At 67.1% G+C, this 15,307-nt stretch carries 11 protein-coding genes and 1 pseudogene; 9 read left to right on the forward strand and 3 right to left on the reverse strand.

The features are described from left to right. Window positions 1-813 precede the first annotated feature (813 nt). Window positions 814-2,214 carry a CHAP domain-containing protein gene (locus AC5L36_RS43505; protein WP_441217713.1) on the forward strand — a complete coding sequence of 467 codons (1,401 nt, stop codon included), beginning with the start codon at window positions 814-816 and terminating at the stop codon, window positions 2,212-2,214. Between the two features lie 203 nt (window positions 2,215-2,417). Here the strand turns inward: AC5L36_RS43505 and AC5L36_RS43510 are convergent, their stop codons facing one another. Together AC5L36_RS43510 and AC5L36_RS43515 are read right to left on the reverse strand one after the other, a co-directional pair. Then, entirely contained in the window at window positions 2,418-2,669 is a 252-nt protein-coding gene (locus tag AC5L36_RS43510) for a hypothetical protein (RefSeq protein WP_441217711.1), read from the reverse strand. A gap of 432 nt (window positions 2,670-3,101) precedes the next feature. Further along, on the reverse strand, window positions 3,102-4,046 hold the full coding sequence (locus tag AC5L36_RS43515) for a phosphotransferase family protein (protein ID WP_441217709.1): 945 nt from the start codon (window positions 4,044-4,046) through the stop codon (window positions 3,102-3,104). Between the two features lie 258 nt (window positions 4,047-4,304). On the opposite strand from AC5L36_RS43515, the pseudogene istA reads away from it, so the two are divergent. The 7 genes and pseudogenes from istA (at window position 4,305) to AC5L36_RS43550 (ending at window position 12,468) form a co-directional block, all read left to right on the forward strand. Beyond that, window positions 4,305-5,864 (forward strand): annotated as a pseudogene (gene istA / locus AC5L36_RS43520) (IS21 family transposase). After that, window positions 5,861-6,739, forward strand: coding sequence for an IS21-like element helper ATPase IstB (gene istB, locus AC5L36_RS43525; RefSeq protein ID WP_441217707.1), 879 nt, complete (start codon window positions 5,861-5,863; stop codon window positions 6,737-6,739). The pseudogene istA and the gene istB overlap by 4 nt, the downstream one beginning before the upstream one ends. Before the next feature lie 140 nt (window positions 6,740-6,879). Beyond that, a complete protein-coding gene (locus AC5L36_RS43530; protein WP_441217705.1) occupies window positions 6,880-7,503 on the forward strand; it encodes a TetR/AcrR family transcriptional regulator in 624 nt (207 codons plus the stop codon). Then, window positions 7,500-9,149 carry a carboxylesterase/lipase family protein gene (locus AC5L36_RS43535; RefSeq protein ID WP_441217703.1) on the forward strand — a complete coding sequence of 550 codons (1,650 nt, stop codon included), beginning with the start codon at window positions 7,500-7,502 and terminating at the stop codon, window positions 9,147-9,149. Before AC5L36_RS43530 ends, AC5L36_RS43535 begins: the two co-directional genes overlap by 4 nt. A gap of 305 nt (window positions 9,150-9,454) precedes the next feature. Further along, window positions 9,455-10,594 (forward strand): alpha/beta hydrolase family protein, encoded by a 1,140-nt coding sequence (locus AC5L36_RS43540; protein WP_441217701.1) that lies wholly within the window; start codon window positions 9,455-9,457, stop codon window positions 10,592-10,594. Between the two features lie 202 nt (window positions 10,595-10,796). Further along, window positions 10,797-11,408 carry a dihydrofolate reductase family protein gene (locus AC5L36_RS43545; protein WP_441217699.1) on the forward strand — a complete coding sequence of 204 codons (612 nt, stop codon included), beginning with the start codon at window positions 10,797-10,799 and terminating at the stop codon, window positions 11,406-11,408. A gap of 58 nt (window positions 11,409-11,466) precedes the next feature. Next, window positions 11,467-12,468: an SAM-dependent methyltransferase gene (locus AC5L36_RS43550; protein WP_441217697.1), complete on the forward strand. Its 1,002-nt coding sequence runs from the start codon at window positions 11,467-11,469 to the stop codon at window positions 12,466-12,468. 101 nt (window positions 12,469-12,569) lie between these two features. Here AC5L36_RS43550 and AC5L36_RS43555 read toward each other — a convergent pair whose 3' ends face one another. Next, window positions 12,570-14,804: a helix-turn-helix transcriptional regulator gene (locus AC5L36_RS43555; RefSeq protein ID WP_441217695.1), complete on the reverse strand. Its 2,235-nt coding sequence runs from the start codon at window positions 14,802-14,804 to the stop codon at window positions 12,570-12,572. A gap of 74 nt (window positions 14,805-14,878) precedes the next feature. Between AC5L36_RS43555 and AC5L36_RS43560 the strand changes: the two genes are divergently transcribed. Continuing rightward, the gene (locus AC5L36_RS43560; protein WP_441217693.1) at window positions 14,879-15,304 is read left to right on the forward strand and encodes a hypothetical protein; all 426 of its coding nucleotides are present in this window, start codon (window positions 14,879-14,881) and stop codon (window positions 15,302-15,304) included. The last annotated feature ends 3 nt before the right edge of the window (window positions 15,305-15,307 follow it).

Genomic DNA, 15,307 nt, shown 5'->3' on the forward strand with positions numbered 1-15,307 from the left:
GGCGGCGATGGCTCTGGCCAGTGTGGACTTGCCCGAGCCGGAGTTACCGACAACCGAGATACGCATCATGACCGGTCAAGGGTAGCGACGGGTGCGGCCGTGGGGCGACGGTCGCCGCCCAACCAGCAACCGTGGAGGGAGCGACGCAGCGGCATGGGCTCCAGATGTCCACCCTGGCCGTGTCGACTCCGCGACCGCAACGTCCTGAAATGCCGATGATAGTGCGTTGATGCTGCGCAGCCGCTTCGGTCGTTGGCTGTCTATGTGGATTCCTCTGACGTCAAGGGAAGCGACATATAGCCTGATCTTCGATGTCCGTCGACCCATGATGCGCCTGCTCAACGCGGTCGCCCAAGAACTCGTTGTCCAGGTTCCAAGATGGTTGACGCCTCCGAGGCAGATAACCCCCATTTAGGGCAATCTCTCGCTATCCTTCGCGCGTTTGGCTCGTGTCGTAGATCTATCATTTGGACAGCCGAATGGTCTGGTGAGTGCCTGGGCCGTCGCGACGGAAGTCCTCCACCGAACGGAGGGGCCGATCTTCCTCATCCGGCGCTTACGGTAAGTCGCTGTGGGATACGCCAGTATCGAGATGTAGATCAACTGCCGGCGATGATCTGCGATCTATGGGCGGCGCTTCTGTGCGACGAGGGCCCGATGTGAGGCCTGCCAAGGTGTGGAGGAAGCCTGACAAGAGGAGCTTGCAACCGACTCGTATCTGCATCGACAGACTGAAGGGGTCTCATGAAGAAGTCGACGAGACGATACCGGGCGGCGTTTAGGTCGCTAGTCTCAACCCTTTTCGCGATAGCAATGATCATCGGTGTTGGTACGCCGGCGCAAGCCTTGGGCGACAACTACCCCTGGCCCAATGCCAACATGGACGCGTTGTCGCCGCTGCGTTTCGCCTACCGTAACTGCACCGACTACGCCGCATGGACCATCAACACCCAGATGGGTGGCTCGATCGGCGACTACCGGTTCCAGTGGGCCAACATCCAATACAACGGTAGCGGACACGCTCGCGAGTGGCGTATGGGTGCAATCAGCCGCGGCATCCCGGTCAACGGAAACCCCCAACGCGGCGCAGTCGCATGGTGGGGGTCGGCGTACGGCGGCGACTACGGCCACGTCGCCATCGTGGCCGACGTGCGCAACGGCGGCAACACCATCGACGTGCACGAGTACAACGCCAACTGGAATGGCAGGTTTGGTGTACGCACCCTTCAACGGGGCACGAGTGCGTGGCCACAGGACTTCCTGCACATCGCAGACATCAACGACCCGCCAGCGCAGCACCGCACCGACGTCAACGGCGACGGCCGGGGCGACCTGACCCTCATCGCCACCGGCCTAAACGGACCTACCGGTTCGGGCCGCCTGGAAGCGCACGCGCTCAACGGCGCTACCGGCTACAGCTCATGGCTTGGCAACTGGGCCACAGCAGCCGGATACCTGGGAAGCGCTACCGACCGCGTGCTTATGGGGGACGTGAACGGCGACAGCCGCGCCGACCTGGTCCTCGTGGCAACCGGCCAGTCCGGCCCTACCGGCTCGGGCAAACTCGAGGCGCACGTCCTTGACGGCGCCACTGGGTACAGCACCTGGATGCATCATTGGGCCACAGCCGCCGGATACCTGAACCCTTCCGACGACCTCGTGATGGGCGACGTGAACGGCGACAATCGGGCCGATCTGGTGATCGTGGGCACGGGTCGTCTGAGCCCGACCGGCTCCGGCCGTCTGGAGGCACACGTACTCAACGCGGCTACCGGTTACGGCACGTGGCTCGGCAACTGGGCGACTGCGGCCGGTTACATCAGCGCTAACGACCGCCTCACTATGGGCGATGTAAATGGCGACAACCGTGCAGACTTGGTGATCGTGGCCACCGGCTTGGCGGGGCCTACCGGCTCCGGCCGTTTGGAAGCCCACGTGCTCAACGGCGGGACGAGCTTTGGCTCTTGGCTCGGCAACTGGGCGACAGCCGCCGGCTACCTAGGCACCTCAAGCGATCTCGTGGTGATGGGTGATGTCGATGGTGACAGCCGCGCAGACCTCACCATCGTTGGCACCGGACAAGCCGGACCGACCGGCTCGGGTCGGCTTGAAGCGCACGTGCTTAACGGTGCGACAGCCTTCGGCACTTGGACGTCCCACTGGGCCACGGCCGCCGGGTACCTCGGCGTTGGTGACCGGCTCGTGATGAGCTGAAAGGTGGCAGCCTGGGCGGCAGGACTTTGCGCGACCGCACATCGCTCCAGCCGCTCAGGCTCCGCTCGCGTGTCAACCGGCCACCACGCCGACCATTGGACCCAGATCGTCGGCGGCGTGGGTTGGTTGATCCGCCACCGGCTGCTGGCGGTACTTACCGCACGTGCAATTTGGTCATCAGCGCCCTGGTCGAGATCCTGGTCCTACTTGTCCTCGATGTGTTCAAGGTGCCGGTCGCCGACTACGGGCCTGGTCGCTGTCGTGGCATCAGTGCGCTCCATCGCCGGCGGCCTGACCGCCCGCCGCGTCGGTACTGGTTGGGCGACCTTGCCGCGCTGCGCTGGATACTGGCAGGCCAGGCCGGAGCATTGCTGGTCCTCACACTCGCCCACCACGGTTGTGTCCGGCAGTGCCGCGCTGGCGGTCTTCGCCGCCGGCAGCGCCATCTGGAACATGCTTGCCAACATCTACCAACAACGAGCTGCCCCGGACGAACGGCGCGGCCGGACAGCAGCACCAACCGTGTCGTCGCACTGGCCGCCGCCCCGGTCGGTGCCGTACTGGGCGGCATGGTCGCTGCCCGGTTCGGCGTTTCCGCCGTCGCCGCCAGCGACGCAGTCCTGCTATCGCTGCTCGCGGCATTGAGTTGGCGACTACTACGGACCAAACCACCGACGGACACCACAATGGACACCACCTGAGGATGCCCTTGAACAGCAGGCCTCAAAGCCCGTTCGAGCACCAGAACGTCCGCAAACGCTGCGCCTGGTTATCTCCGCGTCTCCGGACACCGTTTGAACGTCGCTTTGGACACCGCTTGATCGTCGGCGGACTTCGTGTCGGCGAGTTTCGACACCACGGTGCCGCGAGGTTGTCGGAACTCGCGGTTACCCGAGGCGCCGTAGCGCTGTCTCGATAGCGACCTCGACCCGGGCAGTCATGCCGGGCACATCGACAGGACGGCGCCCCGCGACCTGACCACGGATCCACTTCGGCCCGCTGTCTTCATAGTGCAGCAGGGCATACAGGTCCCACCACGGATCGAGGGTCACCCCGGCGATCGACTCGTAGAGCGACCGGAGCTGCTCCGCACACTCGGGTGAGTAGAGCGCCGCCAGGTATCGCCGGCAATGCCCGACGTCGATCGCACGCGACCCTCGGTGGATGGAGTTCCAGTCGGTCAGCCCGGTAATCCTGCCCCGCGACCAGAGCAGGTTGACCGGTAGGAGATCGCAGTGCAGAAAGACGGCCGTGTCCTTCGGCGGCGGCCCCGCCATGGCACCGAATGCCGCCTTCCATACAGCCGGCTTCTTTGCGTCAGCCGGTATCCGAAACCCGTCCCGGGGAGCGATCCAGGAATCCGTCCACGGCCTGAAGATCTTCGCGGGGAGATCGAGGGAATGCAGCAATACGGCAAGCTCTGCGATCCTTGTCATCCATGACCGAGGTTGCGCCGGATCGAGGTCAACATGCCCCGGCAATCGGGTCATCAGCAATGCTGGCGCGCCCCCGGTCGAAGCGCCGGTGACATCAGTGGCCAGGGTGCTCGGAACCGGGAGCCCGCTTCCTGCCACTACACCAAGGTTGGCGATCTCCGTCTCCAGAGCCTCCTCCAGGCCGAGGCCGCCCGGATACTGCCGCAGTACGACGAATCTTCGCGTTCCATGTCGTTCGACCGTCAGCCGATGCACGGCGGAGGAGACGCCACCGGTCAATCGTCGATAGCCGACGATGCGGCTACCTCGACCCATCGACGCCGCAACCCAGGCGAGAGTTCCCGCGGAGGGCCGACGCTGCCGGAACCCGCTGTCTCTCCAGTCGCCGTCGGTCATGCGCGCGAGCCTATGTGTCAGGAGCCTGCGGCGAAATGAGTTTTCTACGACCATCATCTGAGCGGCTCTGACGTGGGGTTTGTCCGTCAGTTCCGACACCACCGGGGGTGGACGCTCGATCGGATGGATTCGATGTCCGCGAGTTTCGACACCACGCTGCGTGGTGGGAGCGTCGGCTGACCCGAGACGGAGGCCGGCTGATGCCGCGGATGTCGAAGATTGAGTTGTTCGCGGCGATCCGCCGCGATCTCGGCGGGGATGTCGGGACGGACGATCGAGGAGAAATACCGGGTCGGGCGGCGGACGGTCAGCGCGGCCGCGGTGTTGGCGTTGCCGCCGCCGCGCAAGGCGATGCCGTCGCGGGGGTCGAAGCTCGATCCCTTCAAGCCGGCGATCGATGAGATTCTGCGAGCTGATCTCGACGCGCCCCGCAAGCAGCGGCATACGGTGAGACGGATTTATCACCGGCTGCTCGACGAACACGGCATGGCTGACATCTGTTACCAGGTCGTGCGGACATATGTCGCCGACCGCAAGCCGAAGATCAGGGCAGAGTCAGGTCGCGGTCCGATCAAGGTGTTCTTCCCGCAGACTCACCGGCCGGGCGCTGAGGCGGAGGTCGATTTCGGCGAGGTCGCTATCAGTCTGCGCGGTGAATTAGTGACCTGCATGTTGTTCTCGTTCCGAATGTCGTTCTCCGGCAAGGCAATCCACCGGGTATTCGCGTCCGGCGGGCAGGAAGCGTTCTTCGAGGGTCACGTCCATGCTCTGAAGAGGCTTGGCGGGGTGCCGACCGGCAAGGTCGCTACGACAATCTGCGCTCGGCGGTCGCCAAGGTGCTGGGATTCTCCCGGCAGCGCATCGAGACCCAGCGCTGGACCGCGTTCCGTTCGCACTACGGCCTGGATGTCTTTTACTGCCAGCCAGGCATCGAAGGGGCACACGAGAAGGGCGGTGTCGAGGGCCAGATCGGCTGGTTCCGCCGCAACCACCTTGTCCCAGTCCCGCGCGTGGACTCATTTGATCAGCTCAACGCCATGATCGACCAGTGGGACGATCAGGACAACGCTCGGCGCATCGGCACCCGGGACCGGATCGTCGGCGAGGACTTCGCGGTCGAGCAGCCGCTGTTGGCGCGGCTGCCGGACGACGACTTCGAGACCGGCATCTGGCTGACGCCTCGCGTCGACCGTTACAGCCAGGTCACCGTCCGCACGAACCGCTACTCCGTGCCGGCGCGTCTGGTCGGCCGCCCGGTCCAGGTCCAGTCACACGCCTCCCACCTGGTCATTTACGAGGGCCGGGAACAGGTCGCCTGGCATGAACGGCTGATGGCCAAAGGCGGCTCGCGGCTCGATCTCGACCACTATCTAGAAGGCCTGATCCGCATGCCCGGGGTGCTGCCGGGCGCCGCCGCCCTGGAGCAGGCCCGCGCGGCAGGCAGGTTCACCCCGGTCCACGACGCCTGGTGGGCCGCGGCCCGCAAGGCTCACGGCGACGCCGCCGGAACCCGAGCGTTGATCGAGGTCCTCCTGCTGCACCGGCACATGCTCCACGAACACGTTGTCGCCGGGCCTGGCCACCGCCGTCCGCGTGGGAGCGCTGACCGCAGACGCCGTCGCACTGGAGGCCCGCAAGTTCGCCGAAACCGACGACCGTCCGTCCCCGCCATCGCCTGATCCGCGGACATTACCGGCCAACGTGATCTCTCTGACCGAGCGGCGGCTCGCTCAACTGCCTGCCGATACTCGGCCGTTGCCCACGGTCACCGCCTACGACCAGCTCCTGCGACGCCGAGCGGAAGGAACCGGATCATGACCAGCCGTCACCGAGGATTGACCGAGCAAGCCGCCGACGCCGCGGTGGACTCCGCCTGCCGACTGCTGCGCCTGCCCACCATCCGATCCCAGTTCACCGACCTCGCCGAAGCCGCCGCCCGCGACCAGATGACCTACCGCGGCTTCCTCGCCGAACTGCTCATGGCCGAGTGCGACGACCGAGCCCGCCGCCGCTCTGAACGCCGCATCAAAGCTGCCGCCTTCCCGCGCGACAAGGCCTTGCGAACGTTTGACTTCGCCGCCAACCCGAACGTCGACCCCGCCGTGGTCCACACCCTCGCAAAATGCGACTGGGTCAAGAAAGGGCTGCCACTCTGCCTGATCGGTGACTCCGGCACCGGGAAGTCGCACCTGCTCATCGCTTTGGGCACCGAGGCAGCGATGGCCGGCCACCGCGTCCGCTACGTCCTGGCTACCAAACTCGTCAACGAGCTCGTCGAAGCCGCCGACGAGAAGATGCTGGCCAAGACGATCGCCCGCTACGGGCGCGTCGATCTTCTATGTATTGATGAGCTCGGCTGTATGGAACTTGATCGGCGCGGCGCTGAGCTGCTCTTCCAAGTTTTGACCGAACGCGAGGAAAAGGCCTCCGTCGCCATCGCGTCCAACGAAGCCTTTTCCGGCTGGACCAAAACCTTCACCGATCCGCGGCTCTGCGCCGCAATCGTGGACCGGCTCACCTTCGGCGGCAACATCATCGAGACCGGCACCGACTCTACCGGCTCGCCCAGACCCACGCCCGCACCGACAAGACCATCCACACGCCGGCCTGAACCCCGGTCGAAACTCCCGGAGATTGATCATCGGGCGAGTCGATCAATGGAGTCAAAACTCACTAGCCGCTGGTGTCGATAGTCGCGGGCAGAGCCACTGCGCCCGCCACCTGTACCGAATCGTTCAGTCGGCAGCGGACGCCGCTACAGCCACGTCAGCCAGGCACACGCACATGCCGAGGAGAGTGCGTCGCCCTTACCTGGGTGTGTTATGTTTTACTCGTGCAGGTAAAGCGACAGACGTTCACGAACGAGGCGCGAAGGGCGCACATCGTCGAGCACACCATCGCGACGATCGCGGAGCTGGGGTTCGGTGGGGCGTCGTTCGTCCAGATCGCGAAGCGGGCGGGGCTGAGCAGCACGCGGCTGATCTCGTACCACTTCGCGGGCAGGGACGAGCTGATGGACGAGGTGGCGCGCCGGGTGCTGGCTGAGTTCGCCGCGTTCGTGCTCCCGCGGGTTGATGCGCAGACCACGGCCACCGGCCAGCTACGCGCGTTCCTGGAGGCCAATGTGGACTTCATGGCTGAGCATCGGGCGTATCTGCGGGCTCTGGCCGAGATTCTCGGCAACGCGCGGGCCGGCGGCGCCTCCACTCTCGCGTCGAGCATTGCCGCGTCGGACTTGACTGCGATGGAGGAGTTGCTCCTGCAAGGCCAGCGTGACGGCGAGTTCCGCCGCTTCGACACCCGGGTGATGGCGGTAGCGGTGATGGCACTGCGCAACGCCGTCATCGGCCAGCTCGCCGCCGATCCAGAGCTGGACCTGGAGCCATACCGGCGCGAGCTGGTGACGATCGTCGAGCTGGCCACCGGAATCGAACCCACTCGGAAAGGACGAGGATGAGTGCGACGACCTGGAAACGCCGCCTGCCGGTCATAACGCTGGTTGGCGTCCTCGTGACCCCAGCTACCACCGCGATGGCCGGCACGCATCCGGAGAGGACACCGATGAACGGCCACCCCATCGTGCAAACCGATGCCGGTCCCGTGCGCGGCTCCGTCGGCGCGCAGCATCGTGTATTCCAGGGAATCCCGTACGCTGCCCCGCCCGCGGGAAACCTGCGCTGGCGGGCGCCGCAGCCGGTCACACCGTGGACACAGCCGAGGGACGCCACCAAACCGGGCAGCCCCTGCCCGCAGTTGCCGTCGTCGTACGTGGACGTGACCAGCGTCGAGGAGGACTGCCTGTCGCTGAACGTCATCGCTCCGCGAGACGCGCGCCGCGGCGCCCGCAAGCCGGTCATGGTGTGGATCCACGGCGATGGCGTGGTCGGGGCCGGACATTTCTTCAACGCCGACCGGTTGACCGCCGACGGTGACGTCATCGCGGTCACCATCAACTACCGGCTGGGCGTCTTCGGCGGCTTCGGCCTTCCCGGATTGGACGGCGCGGGCACGTTCGGTATGCAGGACCAGCAGGCGGCGCTGCGCTGGGTCCGACGCAACATCGACGCGTTCGGCGGCGACCCGCGCAACGTCACGCTGTTCGGCGTGTCGTACGGCGGCCTGGCCACCACCGCCCACCTCGTGGCACCGGGTTCGAAGGGCCTGTTCGACCGCGCCATCATCGAAAGCGGCTTCGGCCTGATGGATCTGCCCGCCGAGGCCATGTATCCGGGCCTGGGCGCCCAGCCGTGGTTCGGCTGGCGCCCGGAAACGGAAGTCACCGAGGCCGGTGCCTGGGTTGCTGGCGAACTCGGCTGCGAGGCGACCGATTCCGCCGCCGCGCTGGACTGCCTACGCGCGCTCCCGGTCGAGACGATCCTGGCCTTCCCGCAGGTGATGAACATCTTCCAGCCGTTCGCGTACGGCGGACACACGCTGCCGCAGCTGCCCGCGCAGGCGCTGCGCGAGGGCCACTTCCATCGGGTACCGGTGATCTCCGGTGCGACCCGCGACGAGCACCGCACGTTCGTCGGACTGTTCCGGGTGCTCGCCGGTAATCCGGTCACCGCGCAGCAGTATCCGCAGCTGCTGACGGCCGCGTTCGGCGCGGACAAGGTCGACGCGATCATGCGGCGCTACCCGCTCACGAACACCGAGTCGCCGAGTATCACCTGGGCCAGCGTGCTCACCGACCGGATGTGGGCCCGCTCGACGTTCGAGCAGCACCGGGCGTTGGCCAGCCGAGTGCCCACCTACGCGTACGAATTCGCGGACCGCGACGCGCCCGTGTACCTGCCGTTCCCAGACGACTTCCCGGCCGGCGCCTACCACGCGGGCGACACACCATACGTGTTCCGCGACAAGCAGTTCACCGAAACCGCCACCGCACAGCAGATCCAGCTATCCGACCGGATGATCCGCTACTGGACGAACTTCGCACGTACCGGCAACCCAAACAGCGCCGACCTCAACCAGTGGCCACGGTTCCATCCCACCGCAGGCGTACCACACGTCCAGTCCCTCGCACCGGACCGTATCGGCCCGGTCGACTACGCCACCACACACCAGCTCGACTTCTGGGCCGCCCTGACGACCTCCGGATAACCACCGTTGCGCTGTCCGACCGGGTGTCATGACCGGGAGGGAGTCGCGGTCCGGCGTGGCAGCTCGTTGTTGTAGCGCGGGTGTTGGTCTTCGCGTCGCTGGGCCCCCGATCAAACATGCGGGCAAGACGAGGTTCCGCCTTTCGACATACGTACAGCGGCGCTGTTGTCATTTGGGGCGCACACTGAGGCGTGACCGCATTTGACCTGCCAGGCGAGGTCCTCCGGCCGCCACCGGCTGGTTCTGATCCACGGCACCGCGGTCGGCGCCGATGGAAAGTTGCCGCGCTGGTCGGGCTTACCGCTGTGGCGCTGTTCGGGCTGGCGGCCGAACCCATCAGCACCCCATCGGTGGGCCACGCCGTCAACCGGACGGGCGCGGTGCAGCTCACCCTGCCAGACCCGACCGGCCCACACCCCATCGGTACGACCTCCCTGCATCTGATCGATGCGGCCCGAGACGAACCATGGGCCACCGACCGGCCGGCCAGAGAGCTGATGGTGCAGCTGTGGTACCCGGCCGAGCCCGCGACCGGCCAGCCCTACGCGTCATGGGTGTCGCCCGTGCAGGCCAAGATGGTCCTGACCTTGAACCGGGCGGGCACGGTACGGCTACCCACCACCCACGCGTACCCTGCCGCCGCGGTGCTGCCCGGATCCGGGCCCCGACCGGTGGTCCTCTACTCGCATGGTGATGGCATGGACCGCGGCTCCAATACCGCCGTGGTGGAAGACTTGGCCAGTCATGGCTACGTGGTGCTGACCATCGACCACACCTACGATGCCAGCACCGTGGAATTTCCCGACGGACGAGTCGCGCTGCGCAGATCCAAGTCGTTTACAGGGACCGATGAACGGGCCGTCGCCGTCCGCCTGGCCGACACTTTGTTCGCGCTGGATCAGCTGCACGCGTTGAACCGTGGACACAACATCGACGCGGAGCAGCGGTCGTTGCCGCCCGGTCTGCGCGGCGCCTTTGACCTGTCCCATGTCGGTATGTTCGGCCACTCCTTGGGCGGCGCCACGACCGCCGCTGCGATGCACGCTGACCCACGCGTCAAAGCCGGCATCAATCTCGACGGTGGACTGCACGGGCCGGTCACCACTGCCGGCCTGGACCAGCCGTACCTGTTGATCAACGCCGAAGGCCGCGAACGTGAACTGTGGGCGGGACTGTGGCCCCGCCTGCGCGGCTGGCACCTTGAGCTGCACGTAGCGGCAACAGCGCACATGTCCTTCACCGACCTACAGCCATTACTGCGCCAGACTTCAGGCTTGTTACCGGCGGGGCTCCCCGAACAGATCGGCACCATCGACGGACCACGCTCGGTCCTGCTCCAACGCACCTACGTTCGCGCCTTCTTCGACCTGCACCTCCTCGGGCACGCAAGCCCGCTGCTCACCGGGCCCTCTCCGGCCTGGCCAGAAGTAGGATTCACACGGTAGCCGACCACAGCCCGACCTTGATGGCCGTATGAGACCCGGCCGCGATACACCGACGCCGGGCGAGTAGCCGGTGGAAGCCGTCGGCCAGGAAGGGTGCATGTGGTCGGCGGTGACGCCGTTGTTGTCGGCCCCGCACGTTACCTTCGGGCCTATGTCGACAGGTGCATCGAGTTTCGCGTCTCGGCCGTATGTCGTGGCGCACGTGGCTGTGTCGATCGAGGGCGCTACCGATGGATTTGAGCCGGATCTCGGCCAGTTCTACCGGCTTGCCGCGACCTGGTCGGAGAATGTCACGCTGGTGGGGTCCGACACGATCCTCGCCCAGGAGCGGTTGCTTGCCGCAGCCGCTGGACCCGGGCCGGCGGTCAGCGGACCGCTGTTGGCCGTCGTGGATGGGCAGGGCCGGGTCCGCGAATGGGAGGCGCTGCGCAATGCCGGGCATTGGTCGGACGTGCTCGCCTTGCACGCTGAAGCGACGCCACCGCGTCCGGCCGGTAGGACAATACGCGAGGTCGTCGTTGGTGCTGACCGGGTTGACTTGGCGGCAGCACTGGACGTCTTCGCCGCGCAAGGCATCCAGGTGGTTCGGGTGGACAGCGGGGGCTCACTGATCGGCGCCCTGCTCGACGGTGGTCTTCTTGACGAAGTGAGCCTGCTGATCCACCCTCTGCTGGCCGGTGCTGGGGGCACTCGCCGTTGGCACGGAGCCGCAGCACCGCCTGCCGGTGACGCCGACCTGATCGCACACGAGACCGTCGGCGACGGCCTTGTCTGGTTGCGCTACCGGCTGTCCGGACGGTCAGCCGCAACGTAGCGACCAGGCACGCTCATGCCGCGATCCGGGCGGAGCGGACCGCAGATCATGTCGGTGCGTGGAGGAAGGTGGGGTGCCCGTGTTGTCATGTACGCGGGCGACGGACCCGGTCGATGCGGCCCGGGTGCACCGGGCGGACACCATGGACAATGCCTGGCGGCTATGCTCGACGCGGCCAACGCCACCCCGTAGGAGGGCTGTGATGTCCACTCCACCAGCGGCGTCCGACGCGGACCCGGTTGAAGCCGGCTTTCCCAATACTGCCCGGATCTGGAATTACCAGCTCGGCGGCAAGGACAACTTCGCCATCGATCGGGAGGCGTCCGACGCGGCCGGCGGCATGATGGCCGGGATGGGCGTGCCGACCGGTGAGGACGCGGCCCGCCAGGGCCGTCACCTGCTCCAACGGATGGTGGACTACTTGCTCAGCCAGGGTGTCCGCCAGTTCCTGGACCTCGGCTCGGGCCTGCCCAACATGGCCAACACTCACCAGATCGTCGCACGCGCGGACCCGCAGGGGCGAGTGGTCTATGTCGACCGCGACCAGATGGTGTCCACGCACGCGGCGGCGCTGCTTGCCGGCCCCGGCGTGGTCACGCTGAGCGCGGATCTGCGCGAGCCGGAGCAGGTGCTCGGTAACGAGCAGGTCCGCAGGCTGATCGACTTTGACGAGCCGGTCGCGATCATGTTCATCTGCGTGCTGCATTGCCTGTGGGACAAGGAGGATCCATGGGCGATCGTGCGGGAGTTCCGTGACGCGGTGGGGCCCGGCAGCTACCTGGCGCTGAGCCACCTGACCAACGAGTCTGATCCGGTTGCCGCGCAGCGCCTCTTCCAACTGACCCAGGATCTGCACTGGGATGCGCCGCTGGTGCCCCGTAGCAGGGCCGACATCGCCCGGATGTTCGACGGGTTCACCATGGTCGAGCCTGGGCTCGTCGGGCCGAACGACTGGCGGCCCGAGCTGCACAACCCGTTGCCCAAGTCGCCCGAGCTGCCCACCAACCTGCCGGGCGGCATTTGGCATTACTGCGGCGTCGGCGTCAAAGACCAGCCCTGACACCCAGGGGCAGCGAGACTTGCACCCGCGACCGACGTCCTATATGGACCTTGCTCGAACCATTGAGCTACTGCCCCTGAGGCTCGACGGCGCGAAGTTCTCTAGCTCTCGGGGGCGGCGGCCCAGCTCGCGATCTGGGTACGCGAGTGGAAGCCCAGCTTGTTCAGGATGTTGCGCACGTGGCTCTCGACCGTGCGCTCGGAGATGAACAGCCGCGCACCGATGTCCTTGTTGCTCAGGCCTTCGGCCAGCAGCCCGGCGACGTCCTTCTCGCGCTGTGTCAACGGACCGTTCGGGCTCGGGGCGGCTACCTCGCGCATCGCCAGCCGCAGCGCGTCGGCACGGCTCATCCGCAGGCCGTCGCGCAGCGCCGACTCGAAGCGCGCCGGTCCGAGAGCCGCCCGCGCCGATTCGGTCGCCGACGACAGCGCGGGCGCCATTCCACTGTTGACGATCACACCCACCTCGACACGCAGCCCCTCCATGGCCCCGAGCAGCTGGGCCGCACGCTGTGGGTCGCGAACCGACGCTGCGCACGCGCCGAGGCCGCCGAGCAGGTAACACTGCGCGACCCGGTCGTCTATCCGGCGGGCGATCGGCAGCGCCTCGACGAACCGACGCTCCGCCTCGTCGGCGTCACCGGAGCGCAGTGCCGCGAAGCCCTGGTTTACCAGCATCATCGTGAGGCTGTACAGATCGCCCGCCCGGCGACTGAGCCGTGCGCCGTCGGCGGCCGCGGCACAGGCGGTCTCGAGATCACCGTCTCCGAGTGCGTTGAGGGTCCGCGCCTGGTGCACCATCAGCGTGGCACCGACGTCGTCCCGCTCGGCGGACAGGGCTACCGCTTCGTCGAGCAGCCGTTCGGCGGACGGACGGTCGCCTGCCATGTTCGCCGCGATCGCCGCCATCGCGAGCAGCTGGCACAGGACGTCCGGCTGCCCGGCCCCGCGAGCGGCGAGCACGCCACGCTCCAACACCGGCACGGCGACGACCGGGTCGCTTTGCAGCACGGCCAGGAAGCCCCGGGCGAAGTAAGTCCACGGCGCCGCCGCCGCGGGAGCCAATTCGTCGAGCCATCGGACGCCCTCGGTCGTGGCGCGGGTGACCCAGTACCAGATCAGGCTGGTGGCCAGAGCGACGCCGCGCACGTCGTCGGACAACGCCCGCAGCAAAGCCCGGACGTTGTCGATTTCCGGCTCGATCCACGTCAGCCACTCCACCAGCCGGTACCGGCCCTCGGCACCGAATCGTGCGCATCGTTGCAGGTAGTGGTCCGCCCAGCGCTGTTCGAGGCCATCCGGGGAACGCGTCGAGCTGGCGTACTCGCGCATGGTCTCGTGCAGGCGGTAGACGGCCGTGCCCGCAGCGGGCTCTCGCTGTAGCAGCGACTTGTCAACCAGCGAGGACACCAGTTCGACGCTCTGCGCCGCCGGCACCTCACCGAAGCAGCACACCGCCTCGACGTCGTCGAGCGTGAACCGGCCGGCGAACACCGACAGCCGGGACAACAGCGTCTGTTCGGCCGAAGTCAGCTGGTCGTAGCTCCACTCGAGGGTGGCGCGCAGCGTCTCGTGGCGCGGCAGGGCCGCCCTGGTGCCGCGGGCGAGCAGCGCGAACCGGTCGTGCAGCCGGTCGAGGATCTGTGCGGGGGCGAGCGCCCGGGTGCGGACCGCCGCCAGCTCGATCGCCAGGGGCAACCCGTCGAGGCGCCGGCACAGTTCCACCACGGCCGCCCGGTTGGCGTCGGTGAGCTCGAAGTCGCCCGACGCCGCCGCCGCGCGCTCGACGAAGAGCCGAACCGCTTCGTTCTCGCGCAGACGCTCCAGCGGATCGTCGGCCGGGAGCGACAACGGCGGCACCGGCAGCACGTGTTCCCCGGCAGCCCGCAGCGGCGCCTGGCTGGTGGCGATCACCCGAACCGCCGGCGCTGCCCGGAGCACCTCGCCGATCAGCTTGGCCGCGGCGTCGAGCAGATGCTCGCAGTTGTCGACGACGAGCAGCAGCTCGGCGTCGCGGAGGTGCCGGAGCAGCAGTTCACGCGGCTCGGAGGCGGCCTGGTCGCGCAGGTCGAGGGCCGCCATCGCCGTGTGGGTCACCAGCGCCGGATCGCGCAGCTTACCGAGTTCGACCAGCCACGCGCCGTCCCGGAACCCGCGGGCGAGATCGGTGGCGAGACGGACCGCGAGGCGTGTCTTGCCCACGCCACCGGGCCCGACCAAGCTCACCAGACGCCCGTCGGCCAGCTTCTTCCTCGCCTCGGCCAGCTCACGGCGGCGACCGACGAAACTCGTGGCCTCGGCGGGGAGGTTGCCCGGTCGTCGCCTGCGGGTGGCCACAGCACGACGGTACTCAGTACCGGCTCCGTACTTCCACTGATGAGCGTCGACCACGTCCTTTTTACCGTTGACCCATGACCACCACTACCCTGGTGAAAGATGCCGACGTGTCATTGCCGCGCATATACGCACTGCGCTTCGGATACTCCCTGCTCGCGATCGGCCTCGCGATTGAGACGTGGCCGATCGTCCTGCACCACGACTCGTCCTGGAGAGGGACGGAGAGCATCGTCTACTGCATACTGGCGGCGTTATCGCTCCTGTCATTCGTCGGCCTGCGCCACCCCGTGACGATGCTCCCGCTGCTCGTGTTCGAGTCAGCCTGGAAGCTGATCTGGCTCAGCGCGGTGGCCCTGCCCACCTGGCTCTCCGGTCGGATGGACGACGAGACGTGGGGCTACACGACCTCGTGCCTTCTCGTCGTCATCTTCCTGGTGGTAGTGCCGTGGCCGTACGTCTACCGGCAGTACGTCCTCACCCCTGGCGAGCGGTGGCGCTGAGGT

The organism is Phytohabitans sp. LZ39, from assembly GCF_059359075.1.